Source organism: Novosphingobium lentum NBRC 107847 (assembly GCF_001590965.1).
GTDB lineage: Bacteria > Pseudomonadota > Alphaproteobacteria > Sphingomonadales > Sphingomonadaceae > Novosphingobium > Novosphingobium lentum.
Genome location: NZ_BCTW01000025.1, coordinates 23,887 through 42,901, shown reverse-complemented (window position 1 = coordinate 42,901; position 19,015 = coordinate 23,887). Strand labels below are relative to the sequence as shown.

Sequence of the window (19,015 nt, the reverse complement as noted above, 5' to 3'; positions counted from 1 at the left end):
GCCGGCGCTGCACCGCTTCCTTAGCGCGCGATCGCGGCCGGGCAAGCGGCAGATCGGCCACGCGTGCGGCGAAACGCGATCCCGGACGTTGATGCCCGGTGGCGATGCCGTTCGTTGACCAACGTCAATGACAGGCGCTGCAGCAGGTCCATAACGGACTTAGCCACAAGGAACCGTGCTTATGCGATCGATCGTATGCTCCGCAGACCATCAGGCCGCCTTCGACGACCGGCTCGAGACCGCGCTGGCGCTGGCGCGGGCGACGCGCGGCCATCTCAGCCTGCTGATCGCCACGCCGATGAGCCAGTTGATGACGTGGGAGCCGTTCGGCGGCCCGGCGCTCTCCGCCGAAGCTATTCGCGTCGCGCGCGAAGACGATGACGCGCTGGCGGTGCGGGTCAAGGAACGGCTGGTCCACCAGGACGTGCCGTTCGATATCACCACCGCCGACATGGATCGAGTCGAGGCGCTGGGCGATGCGGCGCGGCTGGCCGACGTGATCGTGATGGGGATCGACGATGTGGCGCTGAAGGAAGTCGCGATCGGCGTGCGCTGCCCGGTGCTGGCGGTGCCCAGGGGCAAGCCGCTGCTCGCGTTCGACGGCACCGTGCTGATCGCGTGGAACGGATCGCGCGAGGCCGCCAACGCGATGCGCGCGGCGCTGCCGCTGCTGAAACTGGCGGCAGCGGTCCATGTGCTCGCCGTGGGTGAGGACGGGCTCGAAAGCGATCCGGGCGAGGCGCTGCGCTATCTGTCGCGTCACGACATCCACGCCGAACTGCACAATGCGCAGATCGGGGCCGGCGGAACGGTCGCGGGCGTGATCGCGCAGACCGCCGCCACGCTGGACTGCGGGCTGGTGGTGATGGGTGTCTATGGCCACAGCCGGTTGCGCGAACTGCTGCTGGGCGGCGTGTCGCGCACGCTGCTCGGCCAGTCGGACAGGGCTTTGCTCCTGGCGCATTGACCGCTAAGCCGCCCGCAGACGGGGGCTGGAGAACGGTCGCAATGCTGAAACGAGCACCTTGTCACGTCCTTGTCGCCGGTCTGATCAGCGTTTCGCTGGCCGCCTGTGATCGCACAGAACCGGCCGCCAGCCATGAAGCCGCCAACGTCGCCGCTGCCCAGCCTGCCGCCCCAACCTTGCCGACCGCCACGCCCACGCCTGCGCCCGCGCCGATCGATCCCCCCGCGCGTCTCACTGCTCGCGGCACGGCGCCCGACTGGTCGGCGAAGATCGATGGCGGCTTCCTCATGTACATCACCCGCGACTTTCCGCAGGGCACGCGCATCGCGGTGAAGCGCACAGCCACGCGCGACACCGTCGCCTACGCCGGGTCGATCGACGGCAAGCCGATCCTGCTGACGCTGGCAGCGGGGCCGTGCAGCGATGGCCAGGAGGACAAAGTCTGGGCCTACACCGCCACGCGCGAAATCGGTCCCGACGTGCAGCGCGGTTGCGCCGGCGGCGGTTGATCCCCAGACTGGTATGCATAAGCTTGGCAGGCATCAGACTGGCAGGTATCAACCAGCCATGCGGGGAGTGTGCGCCGTGACGACGAACATCAGACGAAAGTTGCTCGGGCTCGCGGGCTTCGCCGCGCTGGCCACGGCTGGACTGGCCTCAGCCCCCGCCATCGCCAGCCCGGCAGACGATGCGTGCGCCGTGGCCGATCCGGCGCGCAGCGAGGCCAACCGCACGCTTGACGAGGGGCGGATGCCCGCCGCCGTGCTCGATTTCGCCGGATTCAGGCGTGGCGACGTCGTGGCCGATTATGGCGCGGGCGGCGGATACTACAGCGAACTGATCGCCGATGTCGTCGGGCCCAAGGGCCGCGTCTATGCCATGGTCCCGCCGACCGGGTTCAAGGCCGAAACGCTCGGTGCGGTCGCACAAGCCCACGCCAACGTCCTGCCGCTGGTCGCGCCGTACGACCAGATGGCGCTGGCGCCGCGCAGCGTCGATGCGATTTTCGCGCATCTGGAATACCACGACCTCTATTTCGTCTCCGAAAAGTTCCACCACCCGCTGCTCGATGTCGATGCGGTGCTGCGCGGCTGGTTCGCGGCGGTGAAGCCGGGCGGGATGGTGGTGATCGCCGATCACGTCGGCCCGGCGGGCGATCCGCGCGAGGTGGTCGAGAAGTTCCACCGCATCGATCCGGCACGCGTGCGCGCCGACCTTGAAAAAGCAGGATTTGTGTTCGTGGGGCAAACCGACGTGCTGCACCGCAGCGAAGATCAGCACACTGCCAACGTTTTCGATCCCTCCGTGCGCGGAAAGACCGACCGCTTCGTGCTCAAATTTCGCAGACCTGCGTAGATTCAGGCCCTGAATTGCGTAAACTGCAACTACGATTACCTATTTCGCACTTGCACAATAATGGGGGTGGGAGCATATCAAAATGGCCTTTCAGGCATCCTCTCCCAAAACTTCCAAGGCCTGGTCGGAAACGACCAGGCCTTTTTTTGTCCTGCGTTCCGGCACCCACGGGTCGCCCCAGCGTTAGGCTGTCGGACGATGAGCGGCCCGGCTGCCGGCGCCCGCAATGGCCCAGCCGTTTGCAAAGTCGCCGACCAGTTCCTAGCTTCGCTTTACGCAATCACTGAACACGGACGGGACAGCCCATGGCAGACGCGAGCACGGCGATCGACACCGCGACGGCAGGCAAGACCGCGCGCCTGCAGGTGGCGGGCGCGCGCCAGGAAGAAAGCGGCCACGGCATCGCCCGGATCGGCCGCCAGATCATGGCGCAGATCGGCGTGACCGAGGGCGATATCATCGAAATCATCGGCAAGCGTTCCACCGCCGCGCGCGCGGTGCTGCCCTATCCCGAGGACGAAGGGCTCCAGTTGATCCGGCTCGACGGGTTGCAGCGCGCCAACGCGCAAGTCGGTTCGGGCGAGCATGTCGAGATCCGCCGCATCGAATCGCGCCCGGCACAACGCGTGGTGTTCGCGCCCGCGCAGCGCGAGCTGCGCTTGCAGGGCCCGGCGGTGGCGCTGAAGCGCAACTTCTTCGGCCGCCCGCTGGTGACCGGCGATCTGGTCGCCACCGCCGGCCAGCAGCAGGTCGATCGCGACAACATGCCGCCGCAACTGCGCCAGATGCTCAACGCGCCGGCGTTCGCGCTGACCCAGATCCGCCTGTCGGTGGTCTCGACCATGCCCAAGGGCATCGTCCACATCGACGAGAACACCGAAGTCGAGCTGCGCGCCGAGTTCGAGGACCCGCGCGATGGCCGCGCCGACGTGAATTATGACGATGTCGGCGGGATGGGCGACACGATCAAGCAGCTGCGCGAGATGGTCGAGCTGCCGCTGCGCTATCCCGAACTGTTCACCCGGCTGGGCGTCGATCCGCCGAAGGGTGTGCTGCTGCACGGCCCGCCGGGCACCGGCAAGACCCGGCTGGCGCGCGCGGTGGCGAGCGAAAGCGACGCCAACTTCTTCGTCATCAACGGCCCGGAAATCATGGGTTCTGCTTATGGCGAAAGCGAAAAGCGCCTGCGCGAAGTGTTCGAGGAAGCGACCAAGAACGCGCCCGCGATCATCTTTATCGACGAGATCGATTCGATCGCGCCCAAGCGCGACCAGGTGCACGGCGAGGCGGAAAAGCGCCTCGTCGCGCAGCTGCTGACGCTGATGGACGGGCTGCAGTCGCGCTCCAATCTCGTGGTCATCGCCGCCACCAACCGCCCCGACGCGATCGATGAGGCATTGCGCCGGCCCGGCCGGTTCGACCGCGAGATCGTGGTCGGCGTGCCCGATGAAAGCGGCCGGCGCGAGATCCTGGGCATCCACACCCGCGGCATGCCGCTGGGCGATGGCGTGGATTTGCAGGAACTGGCGCGCACCACGCACGGCTTCGTCGGCGCGGACCTGGCCGCACTGACGCGCGAGGCGGCGATCGACGCGGTGCGGCGGATCATGCCCAAGCTCGATTTCGACCAGCAGACCATCCCGCCCGAAGTGCTCGACGCGCTGCGGGTGGAACGCGACGATTTCATCGGTGCGCTCAAGCGCGTGCAGCCGAGCGCCATGCGCGAAGTGATGGTGCAGGCGCCGACCGTGGGCTGGGCCGACATCGGCGGGCTGGACGAGGCGCAGGAGAAGCTGCGCGAAGGCGTCGAACTGCCGCTGAAGAACCCCGAGGCGTTCCACCGGCTGGGCATCCGCCCGGCCAAGGGCTTCCTGCTCTATGGCCCGCCGGGCACGGGCAAGACGCTGCTCGCCAAGGCGGTGGCGAAAGAGGCGGAAGCCAACTTCATCGCGATCAAGTCGTCCGACCTGCTCAGCAAATGGTACGGCGAAAGCGAACAGCAGATCGCCCGGCTGTTTGCCCGCGCGCGGCAGGTTGCGCCGTGCATCGTGTTCATCGACGAGATCGACAGCCTGGTGCCCGCACGCGGCAGCGGTGCCAGCGAACCGCAGGCGACCGCGCGCGTCGTCAACACCATCCTGGCCGAAATGGACGGGCTGGAAGAACTGCAGTCGGTGGTGCTGATCGGCGCGACCAACCGCCCCAACCTGGTCGATCCGGCGCTGCTGCGCCCCGGCCGCTTCGACGAGCTGGTCTATGTCGGCACGCCGGGCGAGGCGGGGCGACTGCGCATCCTGGGCATCCACACCAAGCAGATGCCATTGGCGGGCGACGTCGATCTGGCGATCATCGCGGCGCGCACCGAACGCTTCACCGGCGCGGATCTGGAAGACGTGGTGCGCCGCGCCGGCCTTGCCGCGATCCGGCGCGACGGCGGCGCGGTCAGCCAGGTGACCCGCGCCGATTTCGAGGACGCGCTGGAGGACAGCCGCGCCACGGTCACGCCCGAGATGGAAGAGGAATACGGCAAGATGAAGGGCGAGCTCAAACGCCGTGCGATGGAACCCGGCCCGCTGGGCTTCATCGTCCCCGGCATGGTCAGCTCGACCCGCGATGCGAAGCATGGGTGATGGGGTGAAGGTCAGGATGCGTTGATCGGGATCAGCTGGCGCTGGTCACCCGCGCTAGCTGCGAGACGGGAAAAGGGACTCGCCCCGATGTGCGTCCCCGCGAAGGCGGGGACCTTAGGCCTGCAAGCACAACTGGTCTGCGCTGCCGCCCGAGACTCCCGCCTTCGCGGGAGCGCAGGTGTTTACGCTTCCGCCGGAAAGTCGATCCGCACCACCACGCCGCGTGTGCCGAAGCTGCGGTCGATCGTACCGCCCAGCTGCTGGGCGGAGCTGCGGATCAGCATGGAGCCGAAGCCTTCGCGGGCATCGGCCTGCTCGCCCGACCACTCGCCGGCCTCGCACAGTTCCTCCCAGTCGAGCCGCACGCGGCCGCCGCTCTCGCGCCAGCTGACCTTGAGCAGCCCGCCGGGCTTGGCCCACGCGCCGTACTTCACCGCGTTGGTCACCAGTTCGTGCAGCACCAGCCCGATCGGCACCGCCAGCCGCGCCGACAGGATCAGTCGGCCGCCGTCGAGCTCGCACCGCTCGCTGTCCGACCGGTAGGGCGCGATCGCGGTCGCGACGAGCTCGGCCAGGTCCACCACCGGGCGGTCAGGCGCGCCCTGGCTGACTTCGTGCGCGGTGACCAGCGCCTGCAGGCGGTTGGTAATGCGGTCGATCACGGGCTTGGCGGCCATGTCGCCCTTGCCGGTCATGCGCACGATCGCCAGGATCACCGCGAACAGGTTCTTGACCCGGTGGTTCAGTTCGCGCGCCAGCAGGTCGGCACGGTCGCGCGCTTCGGCGATGGTGGCCGCGTTGGCGGCGGCGGCTTCGGCGCGGGCAGTGCGCGTGACCTGCCACAGCCCCAGCCCCAGCGCCGCCACGATCACCACGAACAGCGCGGCCAGCGCCGGCAGCAGGCGGGCTTCGGCCGCAGCGCTGCGCGATCGCGATGTCGCCAGGCTGCGGTCTTCGATCGCCTGCAACCGGCCGACCGCGTTGCGCAGCGCCAGCATGGCCAGCTGGCCTTCGTCGCTGAGGATGCGGTTGTGCGCAGCGATTATCTGGCCCTGCCGGACCTGCGAAATGGTGCCGTCGAGTTCGGCCCACTTGGCGTCGCCGACGCGCTCGATCTCGGCCACCAGATCGCGCTGCTCAGGCGACAGCTGGGTCCCGAGCAGCTGTTTCAGCCGATCGAGCGCAGGCCGATAGCGGCTGCGGCCATAGTAATACGGTTCGAGGTAGCGTTCGTCGATCGTGATGAAATAGCCGCGCTGCGCGGTCTCGCCGTTCATCGTCGCGCGCATGATGTCGTTGAGCGAGGCGATCGCCGCGCTGGTCCGTTCGACCTGCTGGCGTTCGACGCGCTCCGCCTCGACCGTGGTCAGGATCGCGATCGCGGTGCCCAGCAGCGCGATCGCCACGATCACGAACAGCAGCAGGCTGGGGATGTGGGGGCCGCTGCGCCACAGACGCCAACGCGCCGCACTTGCCTGGTCGTTTGCGGCTGCCATGCGGCGACGCCTATACAAAAGGATGGGGGGCGGCAATATGACCGCTGACGTCGCCCGTAGCCCGTCGCGGTTGACGTTTGATCCGCTCTGGCTTATCGGCGGCAACCTGATTCCCGGCCCGTCGCTTGCGGCGACGCCGTGTTGTTTGTTTCGCGCAAGTCCCAATCCGGTGCCGGCGCGGCGTTAGTCAAGAAGAGCGAATAGCGATGAAGCGCACTTTCCAGCCCAGCAACCTCGTGCGCGCCCGCCGCCATGGGTTCCGTACGCGCAGCGCAACGCCCGGTGGTCGCAAGATCCTGCGCGCCCGCCGCGCCCGCGGCCGCAACAAGCTCTCGGCCTGATCGAAACGGCGGCCGGCGCGATGCTGGCGACCGGTCCCGTGGCTGATGCCGGGGTGCCGATCGCGACGTTGCGCAACCGGTCCGATTTTCTGGCTGCCAACCGGGGCTTGCGCGTGGCAAGGCCCGGTTTCGTTCTGCTTGTCCGCCGCGATGCCTCGCCCGATGGCGCCATCCGCTTCGGCGTGACCGTGACCAAGAAGATCGGCAATGCGGTGGTCCGCAACCGCATGAAGCGGCGTTTCCGCGCGCTGTTGCGTGATGCGCTGCCCACCGCCGGGATCGCGGGTGCCGACCATGTGCTGATCGGCCGCGAAGGCGGGATCGAGCGCGATTTTGCCGCCTTGCGCGGCGAATTGGCCGAGGCGCTCGACCGGGCGAAGTCGGGCAAGGGCGATGCCCCGCGCAAGCCCCGGCAACCGCGCAATGCCAAGGGCAAACGCCCGTGAAGCGCGTGCTGATCCTGATCGCGCGGGGCTGGCAACTCGGGCCCTCGCGCGTGCTGCCGCCGTCATGCCGGTTCATGCCGTCGTGCTCGCAATATGCGGTCGAAGCGCTGGAAAAGCATGGCGCGATTAAGGGTGGCTGGCTGGCGGTGAAGCGTCTATTGCGCTGCCACCCATGGGGCGGCCACGGACATGACCCGGTGCCCTGACGGGCGTCAGGGCCCTTGTTCGAACGGGCAAACCGGCCTCGAAACGTACTACCCCAACTTCAATCTGACGGGACGCAGGCACAGTGGAGAATCAGCGCAACCTCATCCTGGCGGTGGTGTTCACGGGCCTTGTCCTGCTGGGCTGGGACGCCGGCATGCGGCACTTCTACCCGCAGCCCGCGCACAAGGCATCCACCGTGCTCGCGCCCGGCGCAACCGAAGCGGCCCCGACCAAGCCGACGCGTGAGGGCGGGCTGACCAGCGACACCGACATCGCGCTGGAGCAGAAGGATCTCGCCGCCACCCTGGCGACCGGCGGTCGCATCCCGATCGAGGCGCCGCGCGTTGCCGGGTCGATCAACCTCACCGGCGCGCTGCTCGATGACCTGACGCTGACCCGCCACCGCCAGACCATCGCCAAGGACAGCCCGCCGGTGCGGCTGTTCTCGCCCGCCGGAACCCCGGCGCAGTACTTCGCGCAAGCCGGCTGGGTCGGCGAAGGCGTCGCTGCGCCCAACGCGGGCACGGTGTGGCAGGCCGATGGTGCCAAGCTGACCCCGCAAACCCCGGTCACGCTGCACTGGAGCAACGCCACCGGCCAGACTTATTCGATCCGTTACGCGATCGACGACGGCTATATGATCTCGGCCACGCAGACGGTCAGCAACGCCGCCGCCGCGCCGGTGGTGGTGCGCCCGTTCGCGCTGGTCAACCGCACCCGCAAGACCGCCAGCCTCGATACCTGGAACGTCCATTCGGGCCCGCTCGGCCAGTTCGACGGGTCGGTCAGCTTTGCCACCAACTATGCCGACGTGATGAAGGCACCCGGCCGCACCATGACGGCGGACGGCAAGCCCGGCTTCGTCGGCTTCACCGACATCTACTGGCTGTCGTCGCTGATCCCCGACCAGACCGCGCCGGCGCAGGCGGATTACCGCGCGCTGGGCAACTACCTCTACCGCGCCGACCTGCTGTACCGCCCGGTCTCGGTCGCAGCCGGCGCGCAATCGAGCCTGACCACGCGCATCTTCGCCGGGGCGAAGGAAAACGCGATGCTCGAACGCTATGAAAAGGCGGGCATCCCCAACTTCAGCCTGGCGATCGACTGGGGCTGGTTCCGCTGGTTCGAAAAGCCGATTTTCTGGCTGCTCGATTCGCTGTTCCGCACCGTGGGCAACTTCGGCGTGGCGATCATCCTGCTCACGCTGATCGTGCGCACGATGATGTTCCCCGTGGCGCAGCGCCAGTTCGCCTCGATGGCGGCGATGCGCTCTATCCAGCCCAAGATGAAGGTGCTGCAGGAACGCTACAAGGACGACAAGCAGAAGCAGCAGCAGGAAATCATGGCGCTGTACAAGCAAGAGGGCGTCAATCCGCTCGCCGGCTGCCTGCCCGTGTTCCTGCAAATTCCAGTGTTCTTCGCGCTGTACAAGGTGCTGGTGCTGACCATCGAGATGCGTCACCAGCCATTCGTCGGCTGGATCCACGATCTGTCCGCGCCCGATCCGCTGCACGTGCTCAACCTGTTCGGTGCGCTGCCGTTCACCCCGCCGGGCTTCCTGGCGATCGGCCTGCTCGCGATCCTGCTGGGCATCACGATGTACTTCCAGTTCAAGCTGAACCCGGCGGCGATGGACCCGGCGCAGCAGCAGATGATGGGGCTGATGCCGTGGGTGATGATGTTCGTGATGGCGCCGTTCGCCGCCGGGCTGCTGATCTACTGGATCACCTCCAACTGCCTGACCATTGCGCAGCAGAAGTACCTCTACAGCCGCCATCCGCAGCTGAAGGTGCAGGCCGACAAGACCGCGCAGGACGTCGCCCGGATCGTGGCGCGCGACAAGCCAGCCGCGAACAAGCCCAAATCACGGTGAGCGATCCTCACCGCGCAACCGGCGATGCGCTGCCGGCGGACTATCAGGCGGCCGCGCCCGATGCGGCCACGCCCGAGGAGATTGAGCGTGCGCGGCTGTTGTTCGCCGGGCGCGTCGATTTCCTCAAGTCGGCGCCAGCGCTGAAATTCCTGCCCGATCCCGAATTTCCCGAGATCGCGTTTGCCGGGCGCTCGAACGTGGGCAAGTCGTCGCTGCTCAACGCGCTGACCGGGCGCAAGTCGATCGCACGCGCTTCGGTTACGCCGGGGCGCACGCAGGAACTGAACTTCTTCGAGGTCGGCGATCCGACCAAGCTGCGGCTGGTCGATATGCCCGGCTACGGCTTTGCCAAGGCGCCGCACAGCGTGGCCGAGCAATGGCGCCGGCTGGTGCGCGATTTCCTGCGTGGGCGGCACGTGCTCAAACGCTGCCTGCTGCTGATCGACAGCCGCCACGGGGTGAAGCCGATCGACGCCGAAATGATGCAGATGCTCGACGAGGCCGCCGTCGGCTATCGCCTCGTGCTGACCAAGGCCGACAAGATCAAGGCCAGCGATCTCGACGCCGTGGTGCAGGCAACCCTAGCCGAAGCGCGCAAGCGCACCGCCGCCTACCCGCAAGTGATCGCCACCTCGGCCGAAGGCAAGATGGGCATCGAGGAACTGCGCTGCGCGGTGCTGGAGGATGCGGGGCTTTAGGCGGGGCGATCGATCGGGCGGTCAGTTCCCGCAGGACGGCCGCGCCCGATTGTTGGTGTACGGCGACTTCACCGCGCAGGCATAAGGTTCCGGCGGGATCGGCGGCGGGCGCATCGACTGCTCCGCGCTGGCGAACGCGGCTTCCGCCTCGGCGGCGAAGCGATTGTGGGCAAGCACCAGCGGGTCGCAACCCGGGCCTTTCCAGAAGCCCGAACGAACGCCGCCCGGCTGCAGCGACAGCGCCAGGTTGTTGACCACCCGCGTGTTCGCGCAGCGACCTTTAGCGCCATAGAACTGCCAGACATAGATGCCCTGGTTGCCGCCTCCCCCTATCGGCGTGCGATTGAACACCGTGTTGCCGTCCACCACGTTGCCGATGCCATCGGCAATGCCGATGCCGCACTGGCCGGTATCGACCAGCCGGTTGCCGGTCATGCGCACGTTGCTGGCACCGGCGTCGGCGATCAGGCCGCAACCGGCCTGGCTGTGGCCGCCGCTGATGAAGTTGTTCGAGGCGACGGCGTTTCGCGTCATGCCGAAGTTGATCGAATCCTGCGTCGCTTCGGGAAACAGCCAGCGTCCCGCCACGCGGCTCGACAGGGCATAATTGTTGTCCACCGTGATGTCGCTGCAGCCCGGCCCGGTGCCATCGCCGGCATGGCTCCAGCACTGGAAGTTCTGCCCGCGCGGAAACGGTCCGCGCGGATTGAGCAGGAAGTTCCCTTTCGCCGTCACGTGGCTGCTGTCGTGGATTTCGATGTTGGATTCGCCATAGGCAATGACGTTGCCCTGGATGCGCAGGCGGGACGTTCCCACGGCAAACACGCCATCATGCGCATCGCAACATCCCACGCTTTGCGTCTGCGGGTGGATATAGCTGTCGACGATCGTGATGCCGTCGCCTCCCGCAATGCGTACGCCATTGCCGCCACACGGTCCGATCTCGGAATTGCGCACCATGATGTTGCGCGATCGCGTGATGCGCAGGCAATCGCCCCTGGTGGTCCGGATGTGGACGCCTTCGATGACCAGGCCATCCTTCCCGTCGATCACGAGCGCACCTGACACAGGTCTGTTCGCCGCCCCGGCGACGGTCCCGGTGACTGCCGCGACCAGCACCAGCGCCGCCGGGGCCAGGCGCATTAGGTGGCGCACGAAGCGGGGCATCGGGAGGCAGGCGATGAGGCGCGACGCAGCCATGCAGGATTGTTCCGGGTTTGCGGGCAAGGATCGGCGTAGGTTACGCCGCCGTGGCCATGCGGTCCAGCGCGGCGGTCAGGATCGATGTTCGGATTTCGCGCACGATGCTGTACCCAGCTGGCAAGCAAAACCCGACAGTGACGGGGATCGGCACAATGCCGCGTTCGGGACAGAGACATGCCAGCAATCACGCGCGCCGCACTTGCCTATCTGGCCGTTACGGGTCTGGTCGTGGGCATCTGGGCCTGCGGTTTTCCGGCGCTCTTTTACAGCGCGTTCCCCGGTTTTGGCCTGACGTGGGTGTCGGTCGACGGGCCTTACAACCAGCATCTCGTCCGCGATACTGGCGCCGCGTACCTGATGGTCGGCGGCCTTGCCGGTCTGGGCCTGCTGCGCCCACTGCTCGTCACCCCGTTCGCGGTCGGCTTCGCGACGCTGCTCTTCAACCTGCCCCACTTCGCCTATCACATGACGCATCTGGGCATGTACGGCCCGGTCGATAAAGTGCTCAACGTCGTCGCGCTGCTGGGCGCGGTGCTGTGCTCGGCATGGCTGATGACGGGGCGAGCGCAAGTGCGGAGGTGAGGGCGGACAAACGGCCAATCCCTCCCAACCCACCCCCGCTCATCCTGAGCCTGTCGAAGGACACGCGCCAACCTCAACCCAACCGCGTCATGCTGAACTCGTTTCAGCATCCATCGCGCCTCCGGACACGGCGGTGCGAGGGGAGACATCGAGTGTTATGAGAATGTCCGTCAAGGTCTGCTTCCCGCCATGCAAAAATCACCCCAATTCCTCTGTCCTACACGCCCCCCACCTGCCATTCTCCGCCCATGCCCCTGCGTCCGCCTTTCCCAGCCCATTTTTCAACGCCCACGGGCGCGTGCCAAGGGAAGGCCCAAACCCCCGCGCAGGGGTGTGTAAACTTCGTCAACTTCGTGACCTTCCAGCTTAGCCCCGTTCAGTCTCGACAGTCCCCCGGTGAACGGCTAGGCCGAATCGGCACCGGCGCGCTGGCTGGTTGGGGGAACCGCCCGTGAAGCTCATCATCGGCAACAAGAACTATTCGAGCTGGAGCTTGCGCGGCTGGCTGGCGGCCAAGCAATCGGGCGTGGCATTCGAGGAGATCACCGTCCCGCTGTATGGCGACGAGTGGGACGAGGCCAAGAAGGGCGACGATCTGGCGCCGTCGTCGGGCAAAGTGCCGATCCTGTGGGACGGCGAGACCGTGGTGTGGGACAGTCTGGCGATCATCGATTTCCTGGCGGACAAAGTCGGGCGCGACCGGTTCTGGCCCAAGGACGAAACGGCGCGCGGCATGGCGCGATCGATGGTCGCGGAAATGCATTCGAGCTATCTCGCGCTGCGTCGCCAGCATCCGATGAACATCCGCAAGCGCGGCGAAGGCCATCCGGTGACCGACGAGGCACGCGCCGACATCGTGCGCATCCTGACGCTGTGGGCCGAGGCGCGGGCGCGGTTCGGCAAGGGCGGGCCGTTCCTGTTCGGCGCGTTCGGCGCGGCCGACATCATCTACGCCCCGGTGGTCTCGCGGTTCATCACATATGCCATCCCGGTGCCGGGCTTTGCCGTGGCCTATATGCAGGCGGTGTGGGAACACGAATGGCTGCAGGCATGGATCGCCGCCGCCGAGGCCGAAGACTGGGTGATCGAGAAGTTCGAGGAGCCGGCGCGGGCATGAGCGGGGGCGATCCCGTTGCTGCCGCGCTCGATCCGGTCGAACTGGCCGAGCGGCTGATCGAATGCCCCAGCGTCACCCCGGCGGCGGGGCTGGTGTTCGATTGTCTTGAGGGCATGCTGGCGCCGCTGGGGTTCGCGGTGCACCGCTTCACCGTTGGCGACGCGCCCGATGGGCCAGTCGAAAACCTTTACGCCATCCGCCAAGGGCCAGTCGGCAGCCGCCACTTCGCGTTTGCCGGGCATGTCGACGTGGTGCCGCCGGGCGAGGGCTGGGCCAGCGCGCCGTTTGCACCCGAACGGCGCGGTGACTTGCTCTACGGTCGCGGCGCGGTCGACATGAAGGGCGCGATCGCGGCGATGATCGTGGCGGTGGCGCAAGTTCCGGCCGGGGCGGGGACGCTGAGCTTCATCATCACCGGCGACGAGGAAGGCCCGGCGCGGTTCGGCACAGTGCCGCTGATCGAGCATATCCGCCGTATCGGCGCGGTGCCCGACTTGTGCCTGGTGGGCGAGCCGACCTCGGTCCAGCGGCTGGGCGACATGGTCAAGATCGGGCGGCGCGGATCGGTCAACCTGTGGCTCACGGTCAGGGGCAGCCAGGGCCACGTCGCCTATCCGCATCTGGCCGACAACCCGTGCACGAAACTGGTCGCGCTGCTCGCCGAACTCGATGCAATCGTGCTCGACCAGGGCAGCGACTGGTTCCAGCCGTCGAACCTCGAAGTGACCGACATCGCCGTCGGCAACCCCGCGACCAACGTCATCCCCGCCGAGGCGCGGGCCAGATTGTCGATCCGGTTCAACGATCTGCACACCGGCGCGGACCTGGTGGCGCGGGTCGAGGACATCGCCGCACGCCACGGTGGCAGCGTCCATGCGGTGATCTCTGGCGAAAGCTTCATCACCCTGCCCGGGGCGTTTTCGGCGCTGGTGGCCGACGCGATCGTCGCGGAAACCGGGGTGACGCCGGAGCTTTCGACCACCGGCGGCACGTCGGACGCGCGGTTTCTGCGGGCGCTGTGCCCGGTGATCGAATTCGGCCTGTCCAACGCGACGATGCACAAGACCGACGAAGCCGTGGCGGTGGCCGACCTTGGCGTGCTGGCGCGGATTTATGCTCGCATCACCCTGGCTGCGCTCAGCGCGGCTTCCTGAGCACGATGTAGACCGCGCCCGCGCCGCCGTGGCGCGGCTGGGCCGGGCGGATCGCGGCGATGCGGCCCGAATGCGGCCCGGCTGCCAGCCAGTCGACCAGCCGGGCGCGGATGACCCCGCGCTGGCCGCCGCGCGAATCGGTTTCATCGTGCGGCCTGGCCTTGCCGGCGATCAGCAGCATGACCCGCGCGCCCATCGCCAGCGCCTGCCCCAGCGCGGCATCGAGCCGGGCATGCGCCGCATCGAGCCCCAGCCCGTGCAGGTCGATGGTGACGTCGGGCTCCACCGACCCCCGCGCCAGCTTGCGGTCCCACGAGGAATCGAGGCCGTGGCGGACGGGCACCGTCCTGGGCGGAACCGGCGGAGGCGGTGCAATGCGGGCGGGCGGCACCCGGCCGCGCACGCGCTTGGCTGGCGGGGCAGAGGTTGGTTCGGCGGGCGGCACTGCGGCAACCTCGACGCGAGTGGGCTTGGCATGCAGCGGGGCGATCGTGGCGGTGACGCGGCTCCACAGCGCGGCTTCCTCGGCGCTCAAGCCGCGCGGCGGCCTCACCGGATGGGGCTGATCGGAGCGAGGCTCATCGCGGCCTGATCCGCGCCAGCGTGCCCTTGGGCAGCAGCAGCAGCGCCTTGCCGCGCGCGCTCATTCCGCCCGCCACGGCCTTGGCGTCGGGCCCGGCACCCCAGAAGCTGTCGAAGCGGTTGGCGCCCTTGATCGCCCCGCCGGTATCCTGCGCCACCCACAAGCCGCTCGCCTCGCCGCGATCGACCGAGAGCCACACCGGCGCGCCGAGCGGGACGAATGCCGGGTCGGCGGCCACGCTGGTGCGACCGCGCACCGGCACGCCCAACGCGCCAAGCGGGCCGTCGCCGCCGATTTCCTTGAAGAACACCCAGCTCTTGTTCTCGCGCATCAGCGCGCGGCCTTCATCGGAGTGGTCGTGGAGGTACTGGACGATGCCCTGCATCGATCCGGCGTATTGTCCCGGCGCGGTGCCGATCAGTCCGCGCTGGCGCATCAGCGAGCCGATACCGGCGTATTCGCGCCCATTCTGGCCGGCATAGCCGATATGCATCACCGATCCATCGGGCGCGCGCAGCCGGCCCGAGCCCTGGATCTGGAGGAAGAAGAAATCGATCGGATCGGCCGCCCAGGCGATCTCCAGCCCACGCGCCGCCAGTCCCCCGTCCTCGATCTCCCCACGCTCGAAATAGGGCGCGAACTGACCGGTCGCCGGGTCATAGCGGCCCAGCGGCTGGTTGCCCGAGGCCGTGGGCGGCGCATCGCCGGGACGGGCGCGGACGAGATCGGCGGGCAGGCCGTAGACCGGTACGTCGAACCCGGGCTGGCGGACGCGGACGCCGGAAATCTCCGGTTCGTAGTAGCCGGTCACGAATGTCGCGCCATCGGACACTTCGGCGGTTTCGAAATAGCTGGCGAAGAAACCGGCGGCATTGCTTGCGGGCCAGGCGGGTGCGGCGGCGCAGGCGGCTTGCCAGTCGGTGCCGCTGGTCAGCCCGCTCGCATCGTTGCGCTGGACCAGGCGCGGGCAGCTTTCGATGAAAGAACCCAGCACACCGGCCGCATTCGGCTGGCGCAGACCCAGACTGGTGACGGGCGGGCCCGGCCGGACCCCGCTGAGCAGCGCGGTTGCGGGGACGGGCGGCGCTACGACAGACGAAGGCGGCAAAGGGCGGGAGACGGCGCCGGGGCCATGGCCTTCGGGAACTAGCCTGACGCAACCTGCCAGCAGCATCAACGCTGCCATGAGGCAGGCGCGCCGCAGGCTACCTCGCATTCCACCCCACCCCAACGTGCGGTCTAGCCTTCGTCGGTTTCGTCGAGCAGCCAATTGGGATCGCGCGAGGTGAGATCGCGCGAGAACGTCCACACGTCGCGGCTTTCCAGCGCATCGTCCAGCGATCCGGCAATCACCGCGCCTTCGGCGTTGCGCGTGACCGTGGCGATGTCGGCAACGAAGCGCACCGTGATCCGCGCGATGGGCGCCTCGAAATCGGCCGAGACGACGCTGGCTTCCTCGATCCGGATCAGGCGGTTATCGACCGTTTCGCCCGCAGCCGTACGCACATCGATGGCATCGACAAAGCCTTGGTAGACGTCGCTGTCGCACAGTTGCGAAAGTTCGTCCTTGTCGCCGCGCCAGAACGCTTCGAGCACCATGCCATAGGCGCCGCGCGCGCCGGCCACGAACAGGCCGACGTCGAAACGGCGATCGGCAGCGACGATGGCGCGAATGCCGGTTTCGGCGGCGGGCAGGAAACCGGGCCGTTCGGCCAGCGGCAGTTCGCGCAAGGGCCGGGCGTTCGTGGCGGGATTTTCAGCCGCAACCTTGGGCGCGGCGGGCGCCACCGGGCGCGCCGAACGCAGTGCGTCGGGCTGTTCGATCCGGCGCAAGGGTTCTTCGTTCTGTTCAGGACGGCGACCGAGTACGGAATAGAGCCGCAGTCCGAGGAACGCGGCGACCATCGCCAGGATCACGATTTCGACTATGCTACCGCTCACGCCCAAATTCCCGCCAGATCGCGCGCCGCCCAGAATATGGCTCAACGCGTGGAAACAACCTGCCTCAGATAGGTAGGAAATACAAATGAACAACGCGTGGACGGCGAACAGGTGCCTTCCTGCGGCCAAAAATAATAAGCAGGCGGCAGGGCCGTGTCGCGATCTGCGCGCCACGCGGTTCCGACATCGCGCCACCCGATTGCCGCGCGGGTTGCTTGGTGCTAGTCGCGCGCCCACGCAACCGCCAGGAAAGCACAACCGGACATGGCCGACGAAGGCAACATCATCAGCAATCTCGATCTCGGCGCGGCCGATGGCCCGGTGGCCAACGGCGAAGATACCGCGCCTGCGATCGGCATCATCTCGCAGTACGTGAAGGACCTCTCGGTCGAGAATCCGAATGCGCCCGAAAGCTATCAGTGGGAAGACGCACCGCAAGTGCAGGTCGATTTCAACATCGGCGCGCGCAACCTGGGGCCCGACATCCACGAGATCGAACTGAAGATCAACGTGACCTCCAAGGGCGCGCAAGGCACCGCGTTCATCATTGAACTGGCCTATTGCGGGCTGATCGCGATGCGCAACATCCCCGAAGACCAGGCGCACCCGTTCCTGTTCGCCGAAGGTCCGCGCATCCTGTTCCCGTTCGCCCGGCGCATCGTGGCCGACGCCGTGCGCGATGCGGGCTACCCGCCGCTGATGCTCGAGCCGATCGATTTCACCGGTCTGTACATGCAGCAGATCGAAGCGCGGCAGGCCGAAAGCGTCGGCGAACCGGCGGGCAACGCCTGATCCCGATCGCCGCCTGCATGGCGCGCCATCGATGAAAGCCAGGTCGTGAACATCCTGCGCGCCACCGGCACGATCGGCGGACTTACGCTGGTCAGCCGCGTGCTGGGCATGGTGCGCGACATGATGATGGCGCGGTTCGTCGGCGCGGGGCTGGCGTCCGACGCGTTCCTGATCGCGTGGCGGCTGCCCAACCTGTTCCGCGCGCTGTTTGCCGAAGGCGCGTTTGCGGCGGTGTTCGTGCCGTTCTTCAACCGCCGCATGGCCGAGGGCGACGCGGTGGAAGACGGCACCGGACAGACGGCGGCGGTGGCGTTTGCCGGTGAAGTGCTATCGGTGCTGTTCCCGTTCCTGCTGGCGTTCACGGTGCTGATGATCGCGCTGACCGGGCCGGTGGTGTGGGCGATGACCGGCGGGTTTCCCGATGGCGGGCCGGAAAAGTTCGCGCTGGCCAAGCACCTGACGCAGATCACGTTTCCTTATCTGGGGCTGATCAGCCTGGTGTCGCTGCTGGGCGGCATCCTCAATTCGCTCAACCGCTTCTGGGTCAACGCCGCCGCGCCGATCCTGCTCAACATCTGCATGATCGTGGCGCTGCTGTTCTTCCACGGCACCACGCAGATCGCCACGGCCGAGACGCAGGCGATCGCGGTGACGGTGTCGGGCGCGATGCAGCTGGCGTGGCTGGTGTGGTCGTGCCGCCAAGCGGGGGTGGTGCTGAAACTGGGTCCCCCGCGCCTCTCGCCCGACGTCAAGCGGCTGCTGCTGCTGATCGGCCCGGCGGCCGTGGGACAGGGTGCGATCCAGTTCAACCTGCTCGTCTCGACCTCGCTCGCCGCGCGGTTCCTGCCGCAGGGCGCGGTGTCGTACCTCTATTATGCCGACCGACTGAACCAGCTGCCGCTGGGGCTGCTCGGCATCGGCGTGGGCACCGCGATCCTGCCGTTGCTGTCGCGCCAGATCGGCGGGGGCAACATCGTTGCCGCGCAGGCGACGCAGAACCGCGCGCTGGAACTGTCGTTCTTCCTGTCACTGCCCGCCGCGATCGCGCTGGTGATCTCCGCCGTGCCGCTGGTGCGCGGGGTGTTTCAGCACGGCGCGTTCACGGCGGTCGATACCTATGGCGCCGCCGGCGCGCTCGCCGCGTTTTCGGTCGGCGTGCCTGCCTACGTGCTGATCAAGGTGCTCACACCCGGGTTCTATGCGCGGCAGGACACCAAGACGCCGGTGCGCATCGCGGTGATCTCGATGCTGTTCAACCTCGTCGGCAACCTCACGCTGATCTGGCACTTCGGCCATGTCGGCGTGGCGATCTCGACCGCGTTTTCAGCGTGGGTCAACACCGTGCTGCTGTATTGGACGCTGCACAGGCGGGGGCAGCTGGAACTCGACGCGCGGCTCAAGGCCAAGGCGCTGCGCACCCTGCTGGCGGGCGCGGCGATGGGCGTGGCGTTGTGGTTCATGAACCCGCTGGCCGATCCGCACATGGCCCACGGCACGATCGAGCGCGTGCTGGCGCTCGGGCTGTTGTGCGGGGCCGGCGGGCTCGTCTATGGCATCGCGGCCCTGCTGTTCGGGGCCTATTCCATTTCCGAGCTGCGCGGGCAATTCACGCGCGGCAAAGCAGGCTGA

Annotated in this window: 19 protein-coding genes; 14 read left to right on the top strand and 5 right to left on the bottom strand. The window is 67.6% G+C overall.

The genetic code is table 11. The features are described 5' to 3' along the window. The first annotated feature begins 181 nt into the window (after positions 1–181). The 4 genes from NL2_RS18325 to NL2_RS18310 all read left to right on the top strand — a co-directional run bounded on the left by NL2_RS18325 (position 182) and on the right by NL2_RS18310 (position 4,953). Complete coding sequence (locus NL2_RS18325) at positions 182–967, top strand: universal stress protein (protein WP_068077455.1); 786 nt, start codon at positions 182–184, stop codon at positions 965–967. Between the two features lie 41 nt (positions 968–1,008). After that, entirely contained in the window at positions 1,009–1,476 is a 468-nt protein-coding gene (locus tag NL2_RS18320) for a hypothetical protein (protein ID WP_068077453.1), read from the top strand. A gap of 76 nt (positions 1,477–1,552) precedes the next feature. Continuing rightward, positions 1,553–2,323 (top strand): class I SAM-dependent methyltransferase, encoded by a 771-nt coding sequence (locus NL2_RS18315; RefSeq protein WP_157083253.1) that lies wholly within the window; start codon positions 1,553–1,555, stop codon positions 2,321–2,323. A 305-nt stretch (positions 2,324–2,628) separates the two neighbouring features. Beyond that, positions 2,629–4,953, top strand: a complete 2,325-nt coding sequence (locus tag NL2_RS18310; protein WP_068077449.1) for a CDC48 family AAA ATPase — start codon at positions 2,629–2,631, stop codon at positions 4,951–4,953. A 182-nt stretch (positions 4,954–5,135) separates the two neighbouring features. On the opposite strand, the gene NL2_RS18305 is transcribed toward NL2_RS18310, so the two are convergent. After that, positions 5,136–6,449 (bottom strand): sensor histidine kinase, encoded by a 1,314-nt coding sequence (locus NL2_RS18305; RefSeq protein WP_068077447.1) that lies wholly within the window; start codon positions 6,447–6,449, stop codon positions 5,136–5,138. Between the two features lie 206 nt (positions 6,450–6,655). On the opposite strand from NL2_RS18305, the gene rpmH reads away from it, so the two are divergent. The 5 genes from rpmH to yihA all read left to right on the top strand — a co-directional run bounded on the left by rpmH (position 6,656) and on the right by yihA (position 10,014). After that, entirely contained in the window at positions 6,656–6,790 is a 135-nt protein-coding gene (rpmH, locus tag NL2_RS18300) for a 50S ribosomal protein L34 (protein WP_068077445.1), read from the top strand. A 38-nt stretch (positions 6,791–6,828) separates the two neighbouring features. After that, positions 6,829–7,236, top strand: coding sequence for a ribonuclease P protein component (gene rnpA / locus NL2_RS18295; RefSeq protein WP_245647755.1), 408 nt, complete (start codon positions 6,829–6,831; stop codon positions 7,234–7,236). Then, entirely contained in the window at positions 7,233–7,442 is a 210-nt protein-coding gene (gene yidD, locus NL2_RS18290) for a membrane protein insertion efficiency factor YidD (RefSeq protein ID WP_068077440.1), read from the top strand. The genes rnpA and yidD overlap by 4 nt, the downstream gene beginning before the upstream one ends. A gap of 83 nt (positions 7,443–7,525) precedes the next feature. Beyond that, positions 7,526–9,316 carry a membrane protein insertase YidC gene (gene yidC, locus NL2_RS18285; protein WP_068077438.1) on the top strand — a complete coding sequence of 597 codons (1,791 nt, stop codon included), beginning with the start codon at positions 7,526–7,528 and terminating at the stop codon, positions 9,314–9,316. 29 nt (positions 9,317–9,345) lie between these two features. Further along, positions 9,346–10,014, top strand: coding sequence for a ribosome biogenesis GTP-binding protein YihA/YsxC (gene yihA / locus NL2_RS18280; protein WP_084356207.1), 669 nt, complete (start codon positions 9,346–9,348; stop codon positions 10,012–10,014). 21 nt (positions 10,015–10,035) lie between these two features. Here yihA and NL2_RS18275 read toward each other — a convergent pair whose 3' ends face one another. Next, on the bottom strand, positions 10,036–11,214 hold the full coding sequence (locus tag NL2_RS18275) for a right-handed parallel beta-helix repeat-containing protein (RefSeq protein ID WP_084356203.1): 1,179 nt from the start codon (positions 11,212–11,214) through the stop codon (positions 10,036–10,038). Between the two features lie 177 nt (positions 11,215–11,391). Here NL2_RS18275 and NL2_RS18270 point away from each other — a divergent pair, with 177 nt between their 5' ends. From NL2_RS18270 to dapE, 3 genes are all read left to right on the top strand, one after another. Beyond that, positions 11,392–11,799, top strand: a complete 408-nt coding sequence (locus NL2_RS18270; protein WP_068077434.1) for a hypothetical protein — start codon at positions 11,392–11,394, stop codon at positions 11,797–11,799. Positions 11,800–12,250: 451 nt separating this feature from the next. Continuing rightward, entirely contained in the window at positions 12,251–12,916 is a 666-nt protein-coding gene (locus NL2_RS18265; protein WP_068077432.1) for a glutathione S-transferase family protein, read from the top strand. Beyond that, entirely contained in the window at positions 12,913–14,070 is a 1,158-nt protein-coding gene (gene dapE, locus NL2_RS18260; RefSeq protein ID WP_068077430.1) for a succinyl-diaminopimelate desuccinylase, read from the top strand. The genes NL2_RS18265 and dapE overlap by 4 nt, the downstream gene beginning before the upstream one ends. Here the strand turns inward: dapE and NL2_RS18255 are convergent. The 3 genes from NL2_RS18255 to NL2_RS18245 form a co-directional block, all read right to left on the bottom strand. Then, positions 14,054–14,605 carry a Smr/MutS family protein gene (locus tag NL2_RS18255; RefSeq protein ID WP_245647754.1) on the bottom strand — a complete coding sequence of 184 codons (552 nt, stop codon included), beginning with the start codon at positions 14,603–14,605 and terminating at the stop codon, positions 14,054–14,056. The genes dapE and NL2_RS18255 overlap by 17 nt on opposite strands. A gap of 43 nt (positions 14,606–14,648) precedes the next feature. Next, positions 14,649–15,647: a murein transglycosylase A gene (mltA, locus tag NL2_RS18250; RefSeq protein WP_439646909.1), complete on the bottom strand. Its 999-nt coding sequence runs from the start codon at positions 15,645–15,647 to the stop codon at positions 14,649–14,651. A gap of 245 nt (positions 15,648–15,892) precedes the next feature. Then, the gene (locus NL2_RS18245) at positions 15,893–16,558 is read right to left on the bottom strand and encodes a Tim44/TimA family putative adaptor protein (RefSeq protein WP_068077488.1); all 666 of its coding nucleotides are present in this window, start codon (positions 16,556–16,558) and stop codon (positions 15,893–15,895) included. Positions 16,559–16,858: 300 nt separating this feature from the next. Here NL2_RS18245 and secB point away from each other — a divergent pair, with 300 nt between their 5' ends. Further along, entirely contained in the window at positions 16,859–17,386 is a 528-nt protein-coding gene (gene secB / locus NL2_RS18240; protein WP_068077423.1) for a protein-export chaperone SecB, read from the top strand. 45 nt (positions 17,387–17,431) lie between these two features. Beyond that, complete coding sequence (murJ, locus tag NL2_RS18235) at positions 17,432–19,015, top strand: murein biosynthesis integral membrane protein MurJ (protein ID WP_068077421.1); 1,584 nt, start codon at positions 17,432–17,434, stop codon at positions 19,013–19,015.